This window comes from Paenibacillus nanchangensis, assembly GCF_046543445.1.
Lineage (GTDB): Bacteria > Bacillota > Bacilli > Paenibacillales > Paenibacillaceae > Paenibacillus_AQ > Paenibacillus_AQ nanchangensis.
This window is the reverse complement of record NZ_JBHOFD010000007.1, coordinates 154,324-168,299: the sequence shown is the minus strand read 5'-3', so window position 1 is coordinate 168,299 and position 13,976 is coordinate 154,324. Positions and strand designations below refer to the sequence as shown.

The following is a 13,976-nucleotide window of genomic DNA, read 5'->3' as shown; positions in this document are numbered from 1 at the left end:
CTCTTTTCTGGTCAAACAACCGCCAGTTCCGGAGCAAAATAATAGGGCACCCTGCAAGGGGCGCCCTATTTAATGTCTATTTCTATTGTGGTGACTGCGACTTCTTTCTGACGTCTAATGCGGCTTCCGGATTGGCCGCGGCTTGATTATTTAATAATCACATACTCCAGATTCACCAGTTTGGCATAAGTCACGATCTGGTCTGTTGTCAGGTTCAGCGAAACTACAGTATGGTGGCCGCCGCCGTTTTCGATCCAGGCTTTGACGCCATCCTGGAAGTTCGGCTTCACCTTCCACAATACCCGGGCCACCGGTAGCTTGGGAGCCGGTACTGTCGGCTCGAATGCCGTGACTTCGTTAATCAGCAGCTTGTAGTGCGTGCCGAAGTCTGCCATCGACACCACCACGCCATCGCCAGCCTTGCCGTCAAATACGAGCCGGGCCGGATCTTCGCGGTCGCCAATACCAAGCGGAGACACCAGAATTTTTGGTTTGTTGCCTGCCAGACTCGGGTCTACCTCAAGCATATGGGACTGCAGGATGGCTTCCTGGCCCGCAGCCAATTCGTACGTGTAATCTTCCATAAATCCGGTGTTCTGGTTGTGGCTCATCACTTTCAGCAGACGGTCAAGCGCAGCCGTCTTCCAGTCGCCTTCGCCGGCGAAGCCATAACCCTGCGCCATCAGGCGCTGCACCGCAAGCCCGGGAAGCTGCTTCATGCCGTGCAGATCCTCAAAGTTTGAAGTGAAGGCATTGTAGCCGCCGTTATCCAGGAAACGTTTCAGGGCAATTTCGTAGCCGGCCTGTACTTTTACGCTGGCCTCCCACGTCTCCTTGTCATAATCGCCATAATCAAAATCATACAGCTCCGCATATTCCGCAAACAGTGCGTCAATCTCCGCTTCCGTAACCTCGTTTACATAAGCGACAAGATCGCCGATGCCGTAATAATCGACCGTCCAGCCGAATTGAATTTGGGCTTCGACTTTGTCCCCTTCCGTAACGCCAACATTACGCATGTTGTCGCCAAAGCGGGCAACCTTGATGTTAAAGCTTTCGTTATAGGCAACCGCCACGTCCATCCATTCCGCAATTTGCTTCTGCACTTCGGGCCGTTCCCAGTACCCGACCACCACTTTGTTTTGTTTCCGCAGCCGGGCGTTGATGAAGCCATATTCACGGTCGCCATGGGCGGCCTGATTCAGGTTCATAAAGTCCATGTCAATGGTTGCCCACGGAATGCTCTCGTTGTATTGCGTAGCCAAATGCAGCAAAGGCTTTTGCAGCAGCTTTGTGCCGCGGATCCACATTTTGGCCGGAGAGAAGGTATGCATCCAGGTGATGACACCGGCAACCTCGTCACGGTAATTAACTTCCTTCATGATGGAGGTGATTTTGTCCGCGCTGACCGCAAGATCCTGCAGGACAAGCGGATAAGGCAGGACGCCGCTTTTGTTAAGCGCATCGGTCATGGCCTGCGCGTGTGCTTTGACTTCCGACAGCGCTTCTTCCCCGTAAAGATGCTGCGACCCTACGACAAACCAAAATTCCTTGGCGACTGCTGTTGACATAATGCTCAACCTCTTCCTTTATTTGATATGGAATGAATGATGGATGACCGTATCTTTACTTTTGACCGTAATAGGCGTCTTTCCCATGCTTCCGCAAATAATGTTTATCCAAAATCCGCTGCGGCAGCTCTTCGGCAAAATGGTTCAAACTGCGGGCAAACAAATTCATTTTGCAGACTTCCTCCAGCACAACGCTGTTCATTACCGCCGACTGGGCGTTTTTCCCCCACGTGAATGGGGCATGGCCTTTAAGCAGGACACCGGGAACCGCCATAATATCCAGCCCGCGCTGCTCAAAAGTTTCGATAATCACCCGTCCGGTCTCCGCCTCATAGCCGCGGTCCACCTCTTCTTGGGTCAGGAAGCGGGCGCAGGGAACGGAGCCGTAAAACGTATCGGCATGTGTAGTCCCCATAACCGGAACATCCAGGCCGGCTTGAGCCCAGGTCGTCGCCCAGGTCGAATGCGTGTGCACAATTCCGCCAATTTCTGCGTAATGCTTGTAGAGCACGGCATGAGTCGGCGTATCGGAGGACGGTCTAAGCTCGCCTTCCACCACATTGCCGTCAAAATCCACAACCACCATGTCGCTGGGTTTCATTTTGTCATAGCTGACGCCGCTTGGCTTGATGACGAACAGCCCGCTGTCCCGGTCCGCCGCACTGACATTCCCCCATGTATATTTCACAAGTCCATGCTTCGGCAGATCCAGATTGGCCTCATAGACCTCTTCTTTCAATCGCTCTAACATCTTATTCCCTCCAGTTCTCCACCAGATGATCTACAGCAGCCTGCTCAATTGCAAGGCCGCCGATGTACCGTTCCATGAACAGCCCAAAGCCTTTCACATCCGCGGGATCGGGATGAATGACCTGCCCTTCCGCATCCTTAAAGACCTTGTTCTCCAGGAAGTCGGCCAGCTGCTCCTGCTCCTCTTTGTTCTTCAGATAGGCGGCCAAAATCGCCATTCCCCATGCGCCGCCTTCTCCGGCTGTCGCCATTACGGCTACCGGAACACCCAGCGCGGCCGCGACCATCCGCTGCCCGACAACCGGGGTCTTGAACAGTCCGCCATGCGCCAAAATGCTGTCGATCGCCACCCGTTCTTTTTGCGTGAGGATGTCCATGCCGACCTTCAACGCGGCAAAAGCGGTAAACAGATGCGTCCGCATGAAATTGGCCAAGGTAAACCGGCTCTCCGGCGAACGGACGAACAACGGACGGCCTTTGTCGATGCCGGTAATGTTCTCCCCAGAAAAATATCCGTAGCTGAGCAGGCCCCCGCCATCGGGGTCCGCTTCCAGCGCCTTGTTGAACATAACGCTGAATAGTTGGCCGGCATCCGCCTTATGCCCCATCGCTTCATAAAACTCACGGAACAGGCCCAACCAGGCGTTGATGTCGCTGGAGCAGTTGTTGGCATGCACCATGCCAACCGGACTGCCGTCCGGTGTCGTTACCATGTCGATCTCCGGATAAACCGCCGACAGCTTTTGCTCCAATACAAGCATGGCAAAAACCGAAGTTCCCACGGAAATGTTGCCGGTCCGCTTGCGTACGCTGTTTGTGGCCACCATTCCTGTTCCGGCATCGCCTTCCGGCGGACACAGCGGAATTCCCGCCTGCAGATCCCCGGATGGGTCCAGAATAGCAGCTCCATCTGCGGTTAATACGCCTGCCTGTTCGCCTGCATTATACACTTTGGGAAGGATGCTGCTCAGCTTCCAGGGGTAGCCCTTGGCTGCCACAAGCTCATCAAACTGCCCGATCATCGCGGCATTGTAATCCTGCGAAGCTTCATCAATCGGGAACACGCCCGAAGCGTCGCCGATTCCGAGCGCTCTGTTCCCGGTCAGCCGCCAGTGAATGTACCCGGCCAGAGTAGTCAGATAATCAATCTGCGGCACATGCGGTTCTTCGTTCAAAATAGCCTGATACAGGTGGGCGATACTCCAGCGTTCCGGAATGTTGAATTGAAAAAGGTCCGTCAGCGCCGCGGCCGCAGCGCCGGTTGTGGCATTCCGCCAGGTCCGGAACGGAACCAGCAGCTCGCCCGTCTTATCAAAAGCCATATACCCGTGCATCATCGCGGAAAAGCCAATGGAGCCGACCGTCTGCAGGGTGACCCCGTACTGCCGCTCGACCGCTTGTTTCATTTCGCGGTAGGCCTCTTGCAGGCCCTTAATAATATCCGTCAAGTTGTACGTCCAGTACCCGTCAACCAGGAGATTCTCCCACTCATAACTGCCCGATGCGATCGTTTCAAACCGGGAATCAATCAGCACCGCCTTGATCCGTGTGGAACCCAATTCGATCCCAAGCGAAGTTGCGCCTTGTTCAATCGCTTGTTTGACGTCCTGATCCATGCTCACGTTACTCCCCTCCGTGACACTGATTTTTTACCTGTATCCCTGTAAGAATGCGCTTTCCTTTATTGTCAGCCCTAGTATATTTTTTGTCCGTACATTTGTCAATAAAAATAATAAGATATACTAACAAGTAAGCCGAGGGAGAAGTCTTCCTATGAATCCTTGCGACTGCATGTCCAAACCTGCCGGAGTTGTTGTATAATTTCGCCTGCATTCTTCAATTTCATTTCCTATAGATTATAATTACGTTCATCTTGTGCTAGAATATGTACATACAAATTCTAAACTAAAAATAATTCGTATTCGAACAACTGTGAAAGAAGTGACTATAGATGAAGCCAAAATATCAGGTCATCCTCGAGGAGTTAAAAAGTGACATTCTATCGGGGGTATATAGTGTAGGCGAACAAATCCCTACGGAATCCGCTCTGCAGGACCGGTACAACGTCAGCCGGCAGACGGTGCGCAAGGCGATTATGGAGCTGTCCAAAGAGGGTTTTTTGCGGAGCGAAAAAGGGTCCGGCACCTACGTCAGCAACCAGTTCCGGTCCAAGTCCGCCGGGAGCTCGGCTAAACGTACCATTGGGGTGATCACCACGTATCTCTCCGATTATATTTTTCCGTCCATTATCCGGGGGATCGAAAGCCGCCTAAATGAAGACAACTATTCGCTGCTGCTCGCCAGCACCAATAATGATGTTGCCCAGGAGAAAAAAGCGCTCGAAATGATGTTGTCCTATGGCGTGGACGGCTTGATCATCGAACCGACCAAAAGCAATTTGTACAATCCCAACATTGCTTATTACCTGTCGTTCAAGGAGCAAAATGTTCCTTTTATCATGATCAACGCCTACTATGAAGAACTTGAGGTGCCCTTTCTGTGCCTCGACGATGTGCAGTCCAGCTATCTGGCGACCCGGGAGCTGATCTCCAAAGGACATACCCAAATCGGGATCATCGCCAAAATGGATGACCTGCAGGGCAAATACCGCATGAAGGGGTACATTAAAGCGCTGGGCGAAGCCAGGCTGCGGTTCCATCCGGAGCAGGTGCTGTCGTTTGATACGGAGACGAAGCAGGAGCTGTCCGTAAATTTAAGAAACTTTTTGACGGAAAATCACGGCTCGATAACGGCTATTGTCTGCTATAACGATGAGGTAGGGCTTGAAGTGATCAATGTGTGCAGACAGCTGGAGCTGTCCGTTCCGGGGGACTTATCGGTCATCGGCCAGGATAACTCGTATATCGCCAAAAATGCCAATATCAAACTGACTACCTTAACCCACCCGCAGGAGCAGATGGGCCGTGACGCCGCCGATTGGGTTATTAAGAAGCTGCAGGGGAAAAAAGATGTACGGGATAACGTTTATTATCAACCCGTGCTGATTGAGGGAGAGACGGTGCGGGAGAGGCAGTAAATGCTCCGACAGCAGCATATTAGGATGTGTACGCAAACTGTAAATTAAAGATATAAGGGTCAGTCACCCGACTCCGTGATGGGTTACGAGATGCTAGCAACCCTGGATCTATACCTGTTTATTGCCTGATCGATCTACGCATCCTCTCCTGTGACACACCCGCAGCGGAGCAGCGGATTACCACAGAACGCGATACGGAGGTCTTTGCGGACCCAGCGGACGTTATTTTTGAATTTCTTGGGCTTTGGTATGCCTTGCGGACTCCAAGGCCGTTATTCGTACCGAAAACCTACAAACTATGGATTCTCCGTGTAAATAGGTGCTTCTGAGTCCGCAACTTCGCCAAAACACGGAATAATCAGCAAATAGGGTCCCCTGAGTCCGTGAACTTGTACCCATACTTTCTCTGACGGCTACAAAAGGGGGGAATCTGGGATAAAAGTTGCGGCTCGGTGGTTTGCGGTTTGCGGTTTGCGGTTTGCGGTTTGCGGTTTGCGGTTTGTCTGTCACGCTTCGTCTGCCAATGCAAAACCAACGGCCGCCTCGGCATGAAGTCTTGTTGTGTCATAGACCGGTATCGTGCAGTCCTCCTGGGAAATCAGCATGGTGATTTCCGTACAGCCAAGGATAACGGCCTCTGCTCCCTGGCGGATAAGACGGTCAATGACCTCCAGATATTTTTGCTTGGAAGCCTCTTTTATGATCCCAAGACACAGCTCCTGGTAAATTATATCGTGAATGACCGCCCGATCCGCTTCATCGGGGACCACGACCTCCAGTCCATATTTTTCGGTAAGCCTGCCCTTATAAAATTCCTGTTCCATCGTAAAAGCTGTTCCTAACAAAGCCACTTTTTTCACTTGATCCGCAGCGATTGAATTTGCAGTGGCATCTGCGATATGGAGTAATGGAATCGACACGGAGTTCATTACTTCCTTCGCCATTTTGTGCATGGTATTTGTGCATATGACGACGACCTCGGCTCCGCCTGCTTCTAGTTTTTGGGCCGCTTCAATCATAATTTCCGTTGCGGCTGTCCAGTCCCCTTGATGCTGAAGGTCTTTAATTTCTTGAAAATCCACCGAATACATCAGACATTTTGCCGAGTGGTGCCCTCCCTTCCTTGCTTTTACCGTCTCATTGATGATTTGGTAATAAAGCATCGAGGATTCCCAGCTCATGCCTCCGATCAGTCCAATGGTCTTCATTGAAGCTTCCCACCCGCCTTGTTCTATGTTCTCTATGCAAAAAGCCTGCGGCCAACACAGGCGATAAGCAAATATGTGCGTGTGCTAAATCTTAAACCGGTATCCCGCGCCCCATACCGTCTCGATAAACTGGTGTTTTGAGGGTTCCTTCTGAATCTTGTCACGAATTTTACCAACATGAACCGTGACCGTAGCGGTGTCGCCAAAATGTTCAATCCCCCACACCTTATCCAGCAGCTCATCTTTGGAATATACCCGGTCGGGATTTTCTGCGAGAAACAGCAGCAGGTCAAACTCTTTTGCCGTCAGCGGGACCTCTTTGCCGTGCAGCAGCACCCGTCTAGCATCAACCTGAATCGCAAGCCCGTGGATGTTCAGTTCGCGCGTCTTCCGCACAGGCGCAGAACCGGCACCGGCGGCAGCCCCGGTCAACCGGTCATACCGCTCCAGATGCGCCCGCACCCGCGCAACAAGCTCCGACGGGCTGAACGGCTTGGTCACGTAATCATCCGCGCCTAACCCCAGCCCCCTGATTTTGTCGATATCCTCCTTGCGCGCCGACACCATCAGCACCGGAATCGGCTTCGTCTCCCGGATCCGCCGCAAGAGATCGAAGCCGTCCATGCCCGGCAGCATGACATCCAGGATAATCAGGTCGTAATCCTGTTCCAGCGCTTCTTCAAGCGCTTCTATGCCGTCAGCCCGAAGAATAACCTCATAACCATGAACCTCCAGGTAGTCTCGCTCCAGCTCAGCGATCGCCCGGTCATCCTCGACGATTAGCACTTTTCGCTTCGACATCTCCCACTCTCCAGTCACGTTCGATACTGAACCATCGGGAGGGTAAACCTCACCGTCATAAACTGCCCCGGTTCGCTTCTTGCCTCAATTCTTCCGCCATGTTGCTCCACAATCTGCTTCGCGATTGCCAGGCCGAGGCCGGAGCCGGCCACGTTCTGATTCCGGTTGGCATCTCCGCGGTAGAACCGGTCAAAGATCTGCGCAAGCTCGCCAGGGTTCATTCCAGGTCCATTGTCGGTTACCGCAATGACCCATTTATCCTCCTGCCTTCCGAAATGAACACGGATGCACGGATCAGGTTTATCCATAAATTTTATCGAGTTGCCGACGATGTTGAGAATGACGCGTTTGATTTTCTGGGCGTCCATCGTTGCAAACGCATCGGCTCCCGCCTCATACTCGCCCGTCAAGCGAACGCCTGCACTCTCGTATTCCATGGACAACTCATTAAGCGTCTGCTCATAGAACTCTTCCAGCGGTACCGTTTCAAAATAAAATCTCTCCTGCTCCAAATCGAGCTTGGAGAACAGGAACAGGTCGTCAATCAGTCGATCCATATCCAGCGCCTTCGAATGAATTACGTCGATATACTTCTTCAGCTTCTCCGGATCGTTCGCTATACCTTCCTGAATTCCCTCCACATATCCTTTGATCGAAGTCAGCGGAGTCTTCAGATCATGCGATATGTTCGAAATCAGCTGCTTGCGGCTCTCCTCCAATGCCAGCTGTGCTCCGATCGCCCGCTGCAGCTCGCTGCGCATTTTTTCGTAAGAGCGGATTACACTGCCCACTTCGTTGCGTACCTTCGACTCCAAATGGAAATTCAGGTCTCCCTCTGCAATCCGGCGCGAGCCCTGTTCCAGCTGCCTCAGCGGCCGCACAATATCCTTTGTCGTGATCCAGATCAGCGGAACGATGATGATACTGAATAAGATGGCAATAGCTATAAGCATGAAACCCTGGAACCGGTGGTCCGGGGTCCCTGTCTCTGTCATATCGATGATCAGATAATACGCTAAAGGAGCGTCTATCTCCGGAAAGTCGTAACGCACAGAAAGCAAACTGCGCCCTTCCCACTTGCTTACCCCAAACGGCTCATCCCCGTGCATCCGGGAAGCTGAGGCATCCTGTCTCAGCTGCGCAAGGAAGGGTTCCCCTTCACTCAACTTGCCGTAGCTGCGCCACTGCTCCCCCTGCCGGACAACTACAAAACCCCCAAACGGCTCCAGCCGGTCTCCAAGCTGTCGAGCAAACGAAGAAGACGTCAGCTCCGCTGGCGTATACCGCTCCGCATAACGCAGATCTACGAACAGGTCAATGCCCCGGAAGATCGCATCCTCCGTGGACTGTTCTTTCACGAGGCTGTTTCCGTAATAGGAGATAATTCCCGTGATTACCCCGATTCCAGTCGCTGTAACGATGATTGCGGTCAGGAAAATGCCAATAATATACGTTAAAATAAGCTTTAGCCGAATGGACATAGGTTAGATTTCTTTCCTTTGGAAGGCTAGCAAGCCCGTTATAGTGCCCATGATATAGTAAGCGGTCATAAATATCAATGGCGCTACCGACGCGCCTGCATTTCCTGTATAAAGGAGCGGCTGCACCCAATCCGCGTAGTCCGTAACGAAAAACCGGCTTAACTGTGGCTCAAAAAAACCAATGACGCCCATGGCCAGCCACAACACGACGCTGACAACCATTCCAACCCCGCTGCTTCCCGTCCACAGGGACACGCTGTTCACCAGTACCACCAACAATCCGCAGAACACCATCGCGCCGCCCGCCTCCGCCAAAGCTGCACCGATCGATGGCAGGGCAGTCATTCCCTGCAGGAACAGGCTCCCTAGAAACATAGGCACGAACAAGCTGAGCACAATCAAAGCGCCAGCCGCCCATCCTGCGAGTATTTTTCCTATAAAAAGAGTCTCCCGGCTGACCGGCAGCTTCAGCGCATGTTTGATTGTGCCATCTTTGAATTCGCCGATCATCAGATCGCTGCCGAGCGACACCATGAATAATGGAAGCACGACCACAAGCAGCAGCTCCAGTGCGGTCACTGGCAGGTTTCCGCTCAGGCCAAGACGTTCGCCAATGAAAACAAAGAGAATCCCAATCAGAAAAGAGAGCAACAGCAGTACCCTCAGCTTGCCTCCGCGAAGCAGCTTCCGCAGCTCTTCTCCAGTGAGATAAAAGATAGGCATCCTCATGCCGCACCTCCCCTTTCCTTGGCTATGCAGTTCAAATAATAGTCCTCCACGCTTGCAAACGACTCCCGTATCTGCGCAGCACTTGCGGTATCCACGTGTTTTCCTTCATAGATAATACATGCCTGCGTAATCCAATCCTCGATCTCGTGTACCTGGTGGGAAGAAATGATGATGCTTATTCCCGTCTCCGTCACGAGACTCCGCAGCATCGCTGTCATCTCCCGCCGTCCTTCAATGTCCATGCCCGAAAACGGCTCATCCAGCATCAGGAGTTTCGGCCGGTGCAGCAGCACGCTGGCCAGCTCGATCCGCTGCTTCATGCCAGTGGAATACTTCTTGATTAAGAGCTGCTGGTGCCTGGACATCCCCACAAGCTCCAGGGTCTGCCGGATACGTGCTTCGTCGATGCCTGGATACAACCTGGAGTAAAGCTTCAGATAATCACTGCCTGTAAAATAGGGATGCGGAGCCGGCTCGCCGATCATCAGGCCCATATGGAGCCTCGTCTGTTCGGGCCGATCCGCAACGGAAACGCCGTTCCAGCGCGCTTCCCCGCGGTCTGCGGTGAGCCATCCGGCCATTGTTTGCAGCGCTGTCGTCTTCCCGGCACCGTTTGGTCCCAGCAAGGCTGCAACCTCACCGGGATGTACGGTGAGGTTCAGCCCCTGGATGCCGCGGCCGCCGGGATAGACCTTGGTAAGATCACAAACTTCAAACATTCGTAAGGCCTCCCCGAATTGTGCTGTTAGCCGCGGTCTTCGAACACGTCCGCATCGATGATTTCTGCAGAATGGCCGGCAGGGTCATATACGTCAGGCGTCGTTGTGTTGACGCCGCTGATGTCGCCCGCACCTTCCAGCTTCACGCGATGGGCGGCACCTGCTTCGTCTTTGCCGCTTACCTCAAACTCCCCTTGTACACCTTGCAGCTTGTTGTCCGTATCAACCTTCATCTGCAGGCGCACATGCTCAATCGCAACGTCTTCCGTCAGCTCCGGCAGTTGGCCTTCAAGGTCTAGTGTGTCAAACCCCTGGAAAAAGGGGAGCTGCATTAATCCCTCCAGCTCTGCCGGCATCCCCGATGCGTGCTCATCTTCATGTTCCCCCATGCCGCCGGCCGACACCACTTCCATCAGCAAACGTACCGTTGTTGGAACTTCCTCTTTGCTTACATCCAATGTGATCGTCTTTGAGCCGTCCGTATGGCTTGCTACACTGAAGTCGTCGCTTAGATCGCCGACCAGGAAGTCGAGAAGCGCTTCCTCCGGTTTATTCATCGGGCGATTCTCAGCGTGTTTCAGTTCCGGCCGGTTGCCGTGCTTGCCGGCATACTCATCATCCAGATTAATTACCTGATAGTGAAGACCATGGGTTTGGTCTACAAAATAAGCCGTGTCCCCGTTACTGCTGTACACGCTGCCGCTGCGTTCAATGCCCGGGAGGGTCAAGTCAAAATCAGCGCTTGCACTGTACTTCCCGCCTGCGTCCTTAACCTTCGCCGTGCCGTCTGCTTTCACCAGCGTTTTGCCATCCAGCTGAATCGTGAAATTTCCGTTCACTGTTCCGCTTTGGATGGTTTGCTCCGCTATTTGGTTTGCTTTCAGCACCTCTTTGAATGCCTTATACCCCTCCAAATCCGGCGTAGACGCAAATGCCGTCACCGCGAACATACTTACCGCCGCCACCGACGCGCCGGTCATCAACACTTTGCTTTTCCTTTTCATTTTGTACCCGCTCCTTCAAAAGTGGTTGAGTTTTGTTTCGTGCTTACAACCTTAGTCTAAAGGAGGAGTCTAAACTCCCTCGAAAGCAAAAATAAAAATTTTCTAAATTATTTGACCAATCAGTCCAAATATATTTGACCGAACAGTCCGGAAATGGTATAGTTTGGTCACACCCTTAGTTTTTACGGCAATCATCCCATAAAAGAAAGCGAGGCTGCTAATATGAGTAACCTGTCTTACGAGGAGGCCGAAAAGATGATGCAGTTATTCACCGAACGTTATGTTCAGAAGGATCTTGCTGCTTTTCTTGATTTGTTTGCTGACGATATCATCTTCGAATTTCCTTATGCCCCGGCTCCTAATCCTAAACGCCTGGACGGAAAAGCCGCGATGCAGCAGTATCTGGAGCGGCTGGAAGGGGTGCTTGAGATCCATTCGTTTACAACACCTATTATTCATGTTTCGGCTAACTCTCCGGTGTTTTTTGCCCAGTTTGAAGCGCGCGGCACCAACCTGGAGAAAGACAGCCCTTATGAACAGCACTATATTTCCGTAGTGGAAGTAAAAGACGGAAGGATTTCCCGTTACCAGGACTACTGGAATCCATTAGCCATTTGATGGGGAACACAACATACATGGAGGAGATTTTCTTATGCATACCAATACATCAGCTCGTATTTTGTTAACCGGAGGACTAGGCAAAACCTCCTCCCGCATCGCTCAACTGCTGAGCAGTCAAGGTTATCGTGTCCGCAGAGCGGGACGCAGTTTATCCAGAGCAGGAGGTGAACGGGCGGAAGAACACTTCCCCTTCGACTGGTTCGATGACTCTAACCACGCTGCCCTTCTGCAGGACGTCCATGCTGTTTATTTGGTTTCGCCGCCAAGTCTACAGCCCGAGGAATTCATGATTCCTTTTATACGCAGAGCGCTTGATGCTTCCGTTACTCGCTTCGTATTGCTGTCCAGCGCATCCATCCCGGAGAACAGTCCGCCTTTTGGAGCGGTTCATCGCTTCCTGCGGAAGCACGCTCCGGAATGGGCCGTACTGCGCCCTTCCTATTTTATGCAGAACTTTACTGAAGGCGGACACCTGTATACCCTGCGGGAAAGCGGGCAGATCTTTACAGCAGCCGGAGACGGAAAAGTAGCCTTCGTCGACGCAGACGATATCGCCGCTGTTGGATTCCATGCTCTGACTGACGAAAAACCTCATAACAGAGAGCATATCATTACGGGACCCCAATCCCTTTCTTATGATGAAGCCGCCGAGATCATCCGCCGGGTTACCGGCTTACAAGCGAAACACTGTTTCATCTCCTCGGAGGAACTTGCAGTAAGACACACTGCTGCCGGGTTACCTGCGGATTATGCCGGACTTTTGGCCAGGATGGATGATCGCATTCGACTGGAGGGAATGGAGGATCAAGTTACGGATACAGTGCTTCGTGTAACAGGGAGAGAACCTCGCTCCCTGGAGGAATTCATTAGGGACAACAAGGCGTCGCTTCAGTCTGTCCTGCAGAGTATATAATAATACTGACTGAATGATTGAATGACAGGAAAGAGGAGCAGGCACGGAGGCAATTTGGAGATGGAGGAGCGAACGCGACTGCCTTTATTTTTGGAGTTCTCCCGATAACCGGGCCTGCTAATCAAGAACTCCGAAAATAACAGCAACCGGAAGTCCCAAATTCGCCGCAGTGACTGCTCTGTTTCACCTGTCCTTCTTAAGTTCAGTCTATTAGATGAAAAATAGGCTTTCCTTAGGACCGCTGTCGAGACGGCGACCGCAAGGAAAGCCCTTCTTTTTGCCTAGGAATACAGCTTACTTGCCCTGCTGCACCGCTGGCTGAAAAACGGTTAGAACCATTTGCATGATACCCAACAACCTGTGTTCATCCATTCCCAGCTTGGCTGACGTAATCAGCGCGATTCGTTCATGCACCAGGAACCGGGCCAGCTCCCGGATATTTACCTCGGGGTTAAGCTCGCCCCCCTGTACCGCACGTTCCAGCATGGTATAAAAAATCTGCTCCGTCTGTTCAGTATTCGCCTGTAAAAAGGCTGCCAGCTCCTCATTGTGGGGTGCCTGCTCAATCGCACTGCTAATAATGAAGCACTGCGGGCGCAGTTCGGGGTCTACAAGGACCTTAATAATCGTAGTGAATACCCGTTCCAATTTGACAATCAATGTCCCTGGTCCGTCCACCTCCTGCTGTAAATCGCAATTCTTCTGCTCCATATAATGCCGGACTGCTGCGAGAAACAAATCCCACTTTGTCCCGTAAGTGTCATATATACTTTGGCGGGCAATGCCGAGCCCTGCGATCAGATCCGGCAGTGAGGTGCCTTCATAACCGCGGTTCCCAAAGACATTCATCGCTTTATGCAAAATCTCGGTTGTATCAAACGCCTTTGTTCTTGCCATCTCCAGCCCCCCTTTCCCTGCCATTTCAATATATAAACTGAACTTAAGAAAAACAGGCATGGATTGGCACTGCGGCGAATGTGGGACTTCCGGCTGCTGCGTTCGCTCCTACAACTCCAAATTGCCTCCGCGCCATTTTCTTTCCTGTCGTTCAAGCATTCAGTTTATACAGCTATACAGCCATTATACGATAGACTGGCCTCGCTCACGCAACAAAATCACCGTTCCACGGCTTTTGAATTTGA

General features: G+C 52.1%; 13 protein-coding genes. 3 read left to right on the top strand and 10 right to left on the bottom strand.

Annotated elements, in window-relative coordinates; all coding sequences use genetic code 11:
* Positions 1–146: 146 nt before the first annotated feature.
* From araA to ACE6ED_RS29250, 3 genes are read right to left on the bottom strand one after another with little or no spacing between them, the layout of a single operon-like run.
* A complete protein-coding gene (gene araA, locus ACE6ED_RS07575; RefSeq protein WP_410826490.1) occupies positions 147–1,571 on the bottom strand; it encodes an L-arabinose isomerase in 1,425 nt (474 codons plus the stop codon).
* A gap of 55 nt (positions 1,572–1,626) precedes the next feature.
* On the bottom strand, positions 1,627–2,322 hold the full coding sequence (locus ACE6ED_RS07570) for an L-ribulose-5-phosphate 4-epimerase (protein ID WP_410826489.1): 696 nt from the start codon (positions 2,320–2,322) through the stop codon (positions 1,627–1,629).
* Between the two features lies 1 nt (position 2,323).
* Entirely contained in the window at positions 2,324–3,937 is a 1,614-nt protein-coding gene (locus ACE6ED_RS29250; protein ID WP_458782622.1) for a xylulokinase, read from the bottom strand.
* Between the two features lie 335 nt (positions 3,938–4,272).
* On the opposite strand from ACE6ED_RS29250, the gene ACE6ED_RS07550 reads away from it, so the two are divergent.
* On the top strand, positions 4,273–5,358 hold the full coding sequence (locus ACE6ED_RS07550) for a GntR family transcriptional regulator (protein WP_410826488.1): 1,086 nt from the start codon (positions 4,273–4,275) through the stop codon (positions 5,356–5,358).
* A 506-nt stretch (positions 5,359–5,864) separates the two neighbouring features.
* Here the strand turns inward: ACE6ED_RS07550 and ACE6ED_RS07545 are convergent.
* The 6 genes from ACE6ED_RS07545 to ACE6ED_RS07520 all read right to left on the bottom strand — a co-directional run bounded on the left by ACE6ED_RS07545 (position 5,865) and on the right by ACE6ED_RS07520 (position 11,300).
* Entirely contained in the window at positions 5,865–6,566 is a 702-nt protein-coding gene (locus tag ACE6ED_RS07545) for an aspartate/glutamate racemase family protein (protein ID WP_410826487.1), read from the bottom strand.
* Positions 6,567–6,650: 84 nt separating this feature from the next.
* Positions 6,651–7,367, bottom strand: coding sequence for a response regulator transcription factor (locus tag ACE6ED_RS07540; RefSeq protein ID WP_410826486.1), 717 nt, complete (start codon positions 7,365–7,367; stop codon positions 6,651–6,653).
* Between the two features lie 14 nt (positions 7,368–7,381).
* Positions 7,382–8,848 (bottom strand): sensor histidine kinase, encoded by a 1,467-nt coding sequence (locus ACE6ED_RS07535; protein ID WP_410826485.1) that lies wholly within the window; start codon positions 8,846–8,848, stop codon positions 7,382–7,384.
* 3 nt (positions 8,849–8,851) lie between these two features.
* Positions 8,852–9,577 (bottom strand): ABC transporter permease subunit, encoded by a 726-nt coding sequence (locus ACE6ED_RS07530; protein WP_410826484.1) that lies wholly within the window; start codon positions 9,575–9,577, stop codon positions 8,852–8,854.
* Positions 9,574–10,296, bottom strand: a complete 723-nt coding sequence (locus ACE6ED_RS07525) for an ABC transporter ATP-binding protein (protein ID WP_410826483.1) — start codon at positions 10,294–10,296, stop codon at positions 9,574–9,576. Before ACE6ED_RS07525 ends, ACE6ED_RS07530 begins: the two co-directional genes overlap by 4 nt.
* 26 nt (positions 10,297–10,322) lie before the next feature.
* The gene (locus ACE6ED_RS07520) at positions 10,323–11,300 is read right to left on the bottom strand and encodes a hypothetical protein (protein WP_410826482.1); all 978 of its coding nucleotides are present in this window, start codon (positions 11,298–11,300) and stop codon (positions 10,323–10,325) included.
* A 255-nt stretch (positions 11,301–11,555) separates the two neighbouring features.
* On the opposite strand from ACE6ED_RS07520, the gene ACE6ED_RS07515 reads away from it, so the two are divergent.
* Together ACE6ED_RS07515 and ACE6ED_RS07510 are read left to right on the top strand one after the other, a co-directional pair.
* Positions 11,556–11,918, top strand: a complete 363-nt coding sequence (locus tag ACE6ED_RS07515) for a nuclear transport factor 2 family protein (RefSeq protein WP_410826481.1) — start codon at positions 11,556–11,558, stop codon at positions 11,916–11,918.
* A gap of 34 nt (positions 11,919–11,952) precedes the next feature.
* Positions 11,953–12,834: an NmrA family NAD(P)-binding protein gene (locus ACE6ED_RS07510; protein ID WP_410826480.1), complete on the top strand. Its 882-nt coding sequence runs from the start codon at positions 11,953–11,955 to the stop codon at positions 12,832–12,834.
* Between the two features lie 294 nt (positions 12,835–13,128).
* On the opposite strand, the gene ACE6ED_RS07505 is transcribed toward ACE6ED_RS07510, so the two are convergent.
* Positions 13,129–13,731: a TetR/AcrR family transcriptional regulator gene (locus ACE6ED_RS07505; RefSeq protein ID WP_410826479.1), complete on the bottom strand. Its 603-nt coding sequence runs from the start codon at positions 13,729–13,731 to the stop codon at positions 13,129–13,131.
* Positions 13,732–13,976 lie beyond the last annotated feature (245 nt).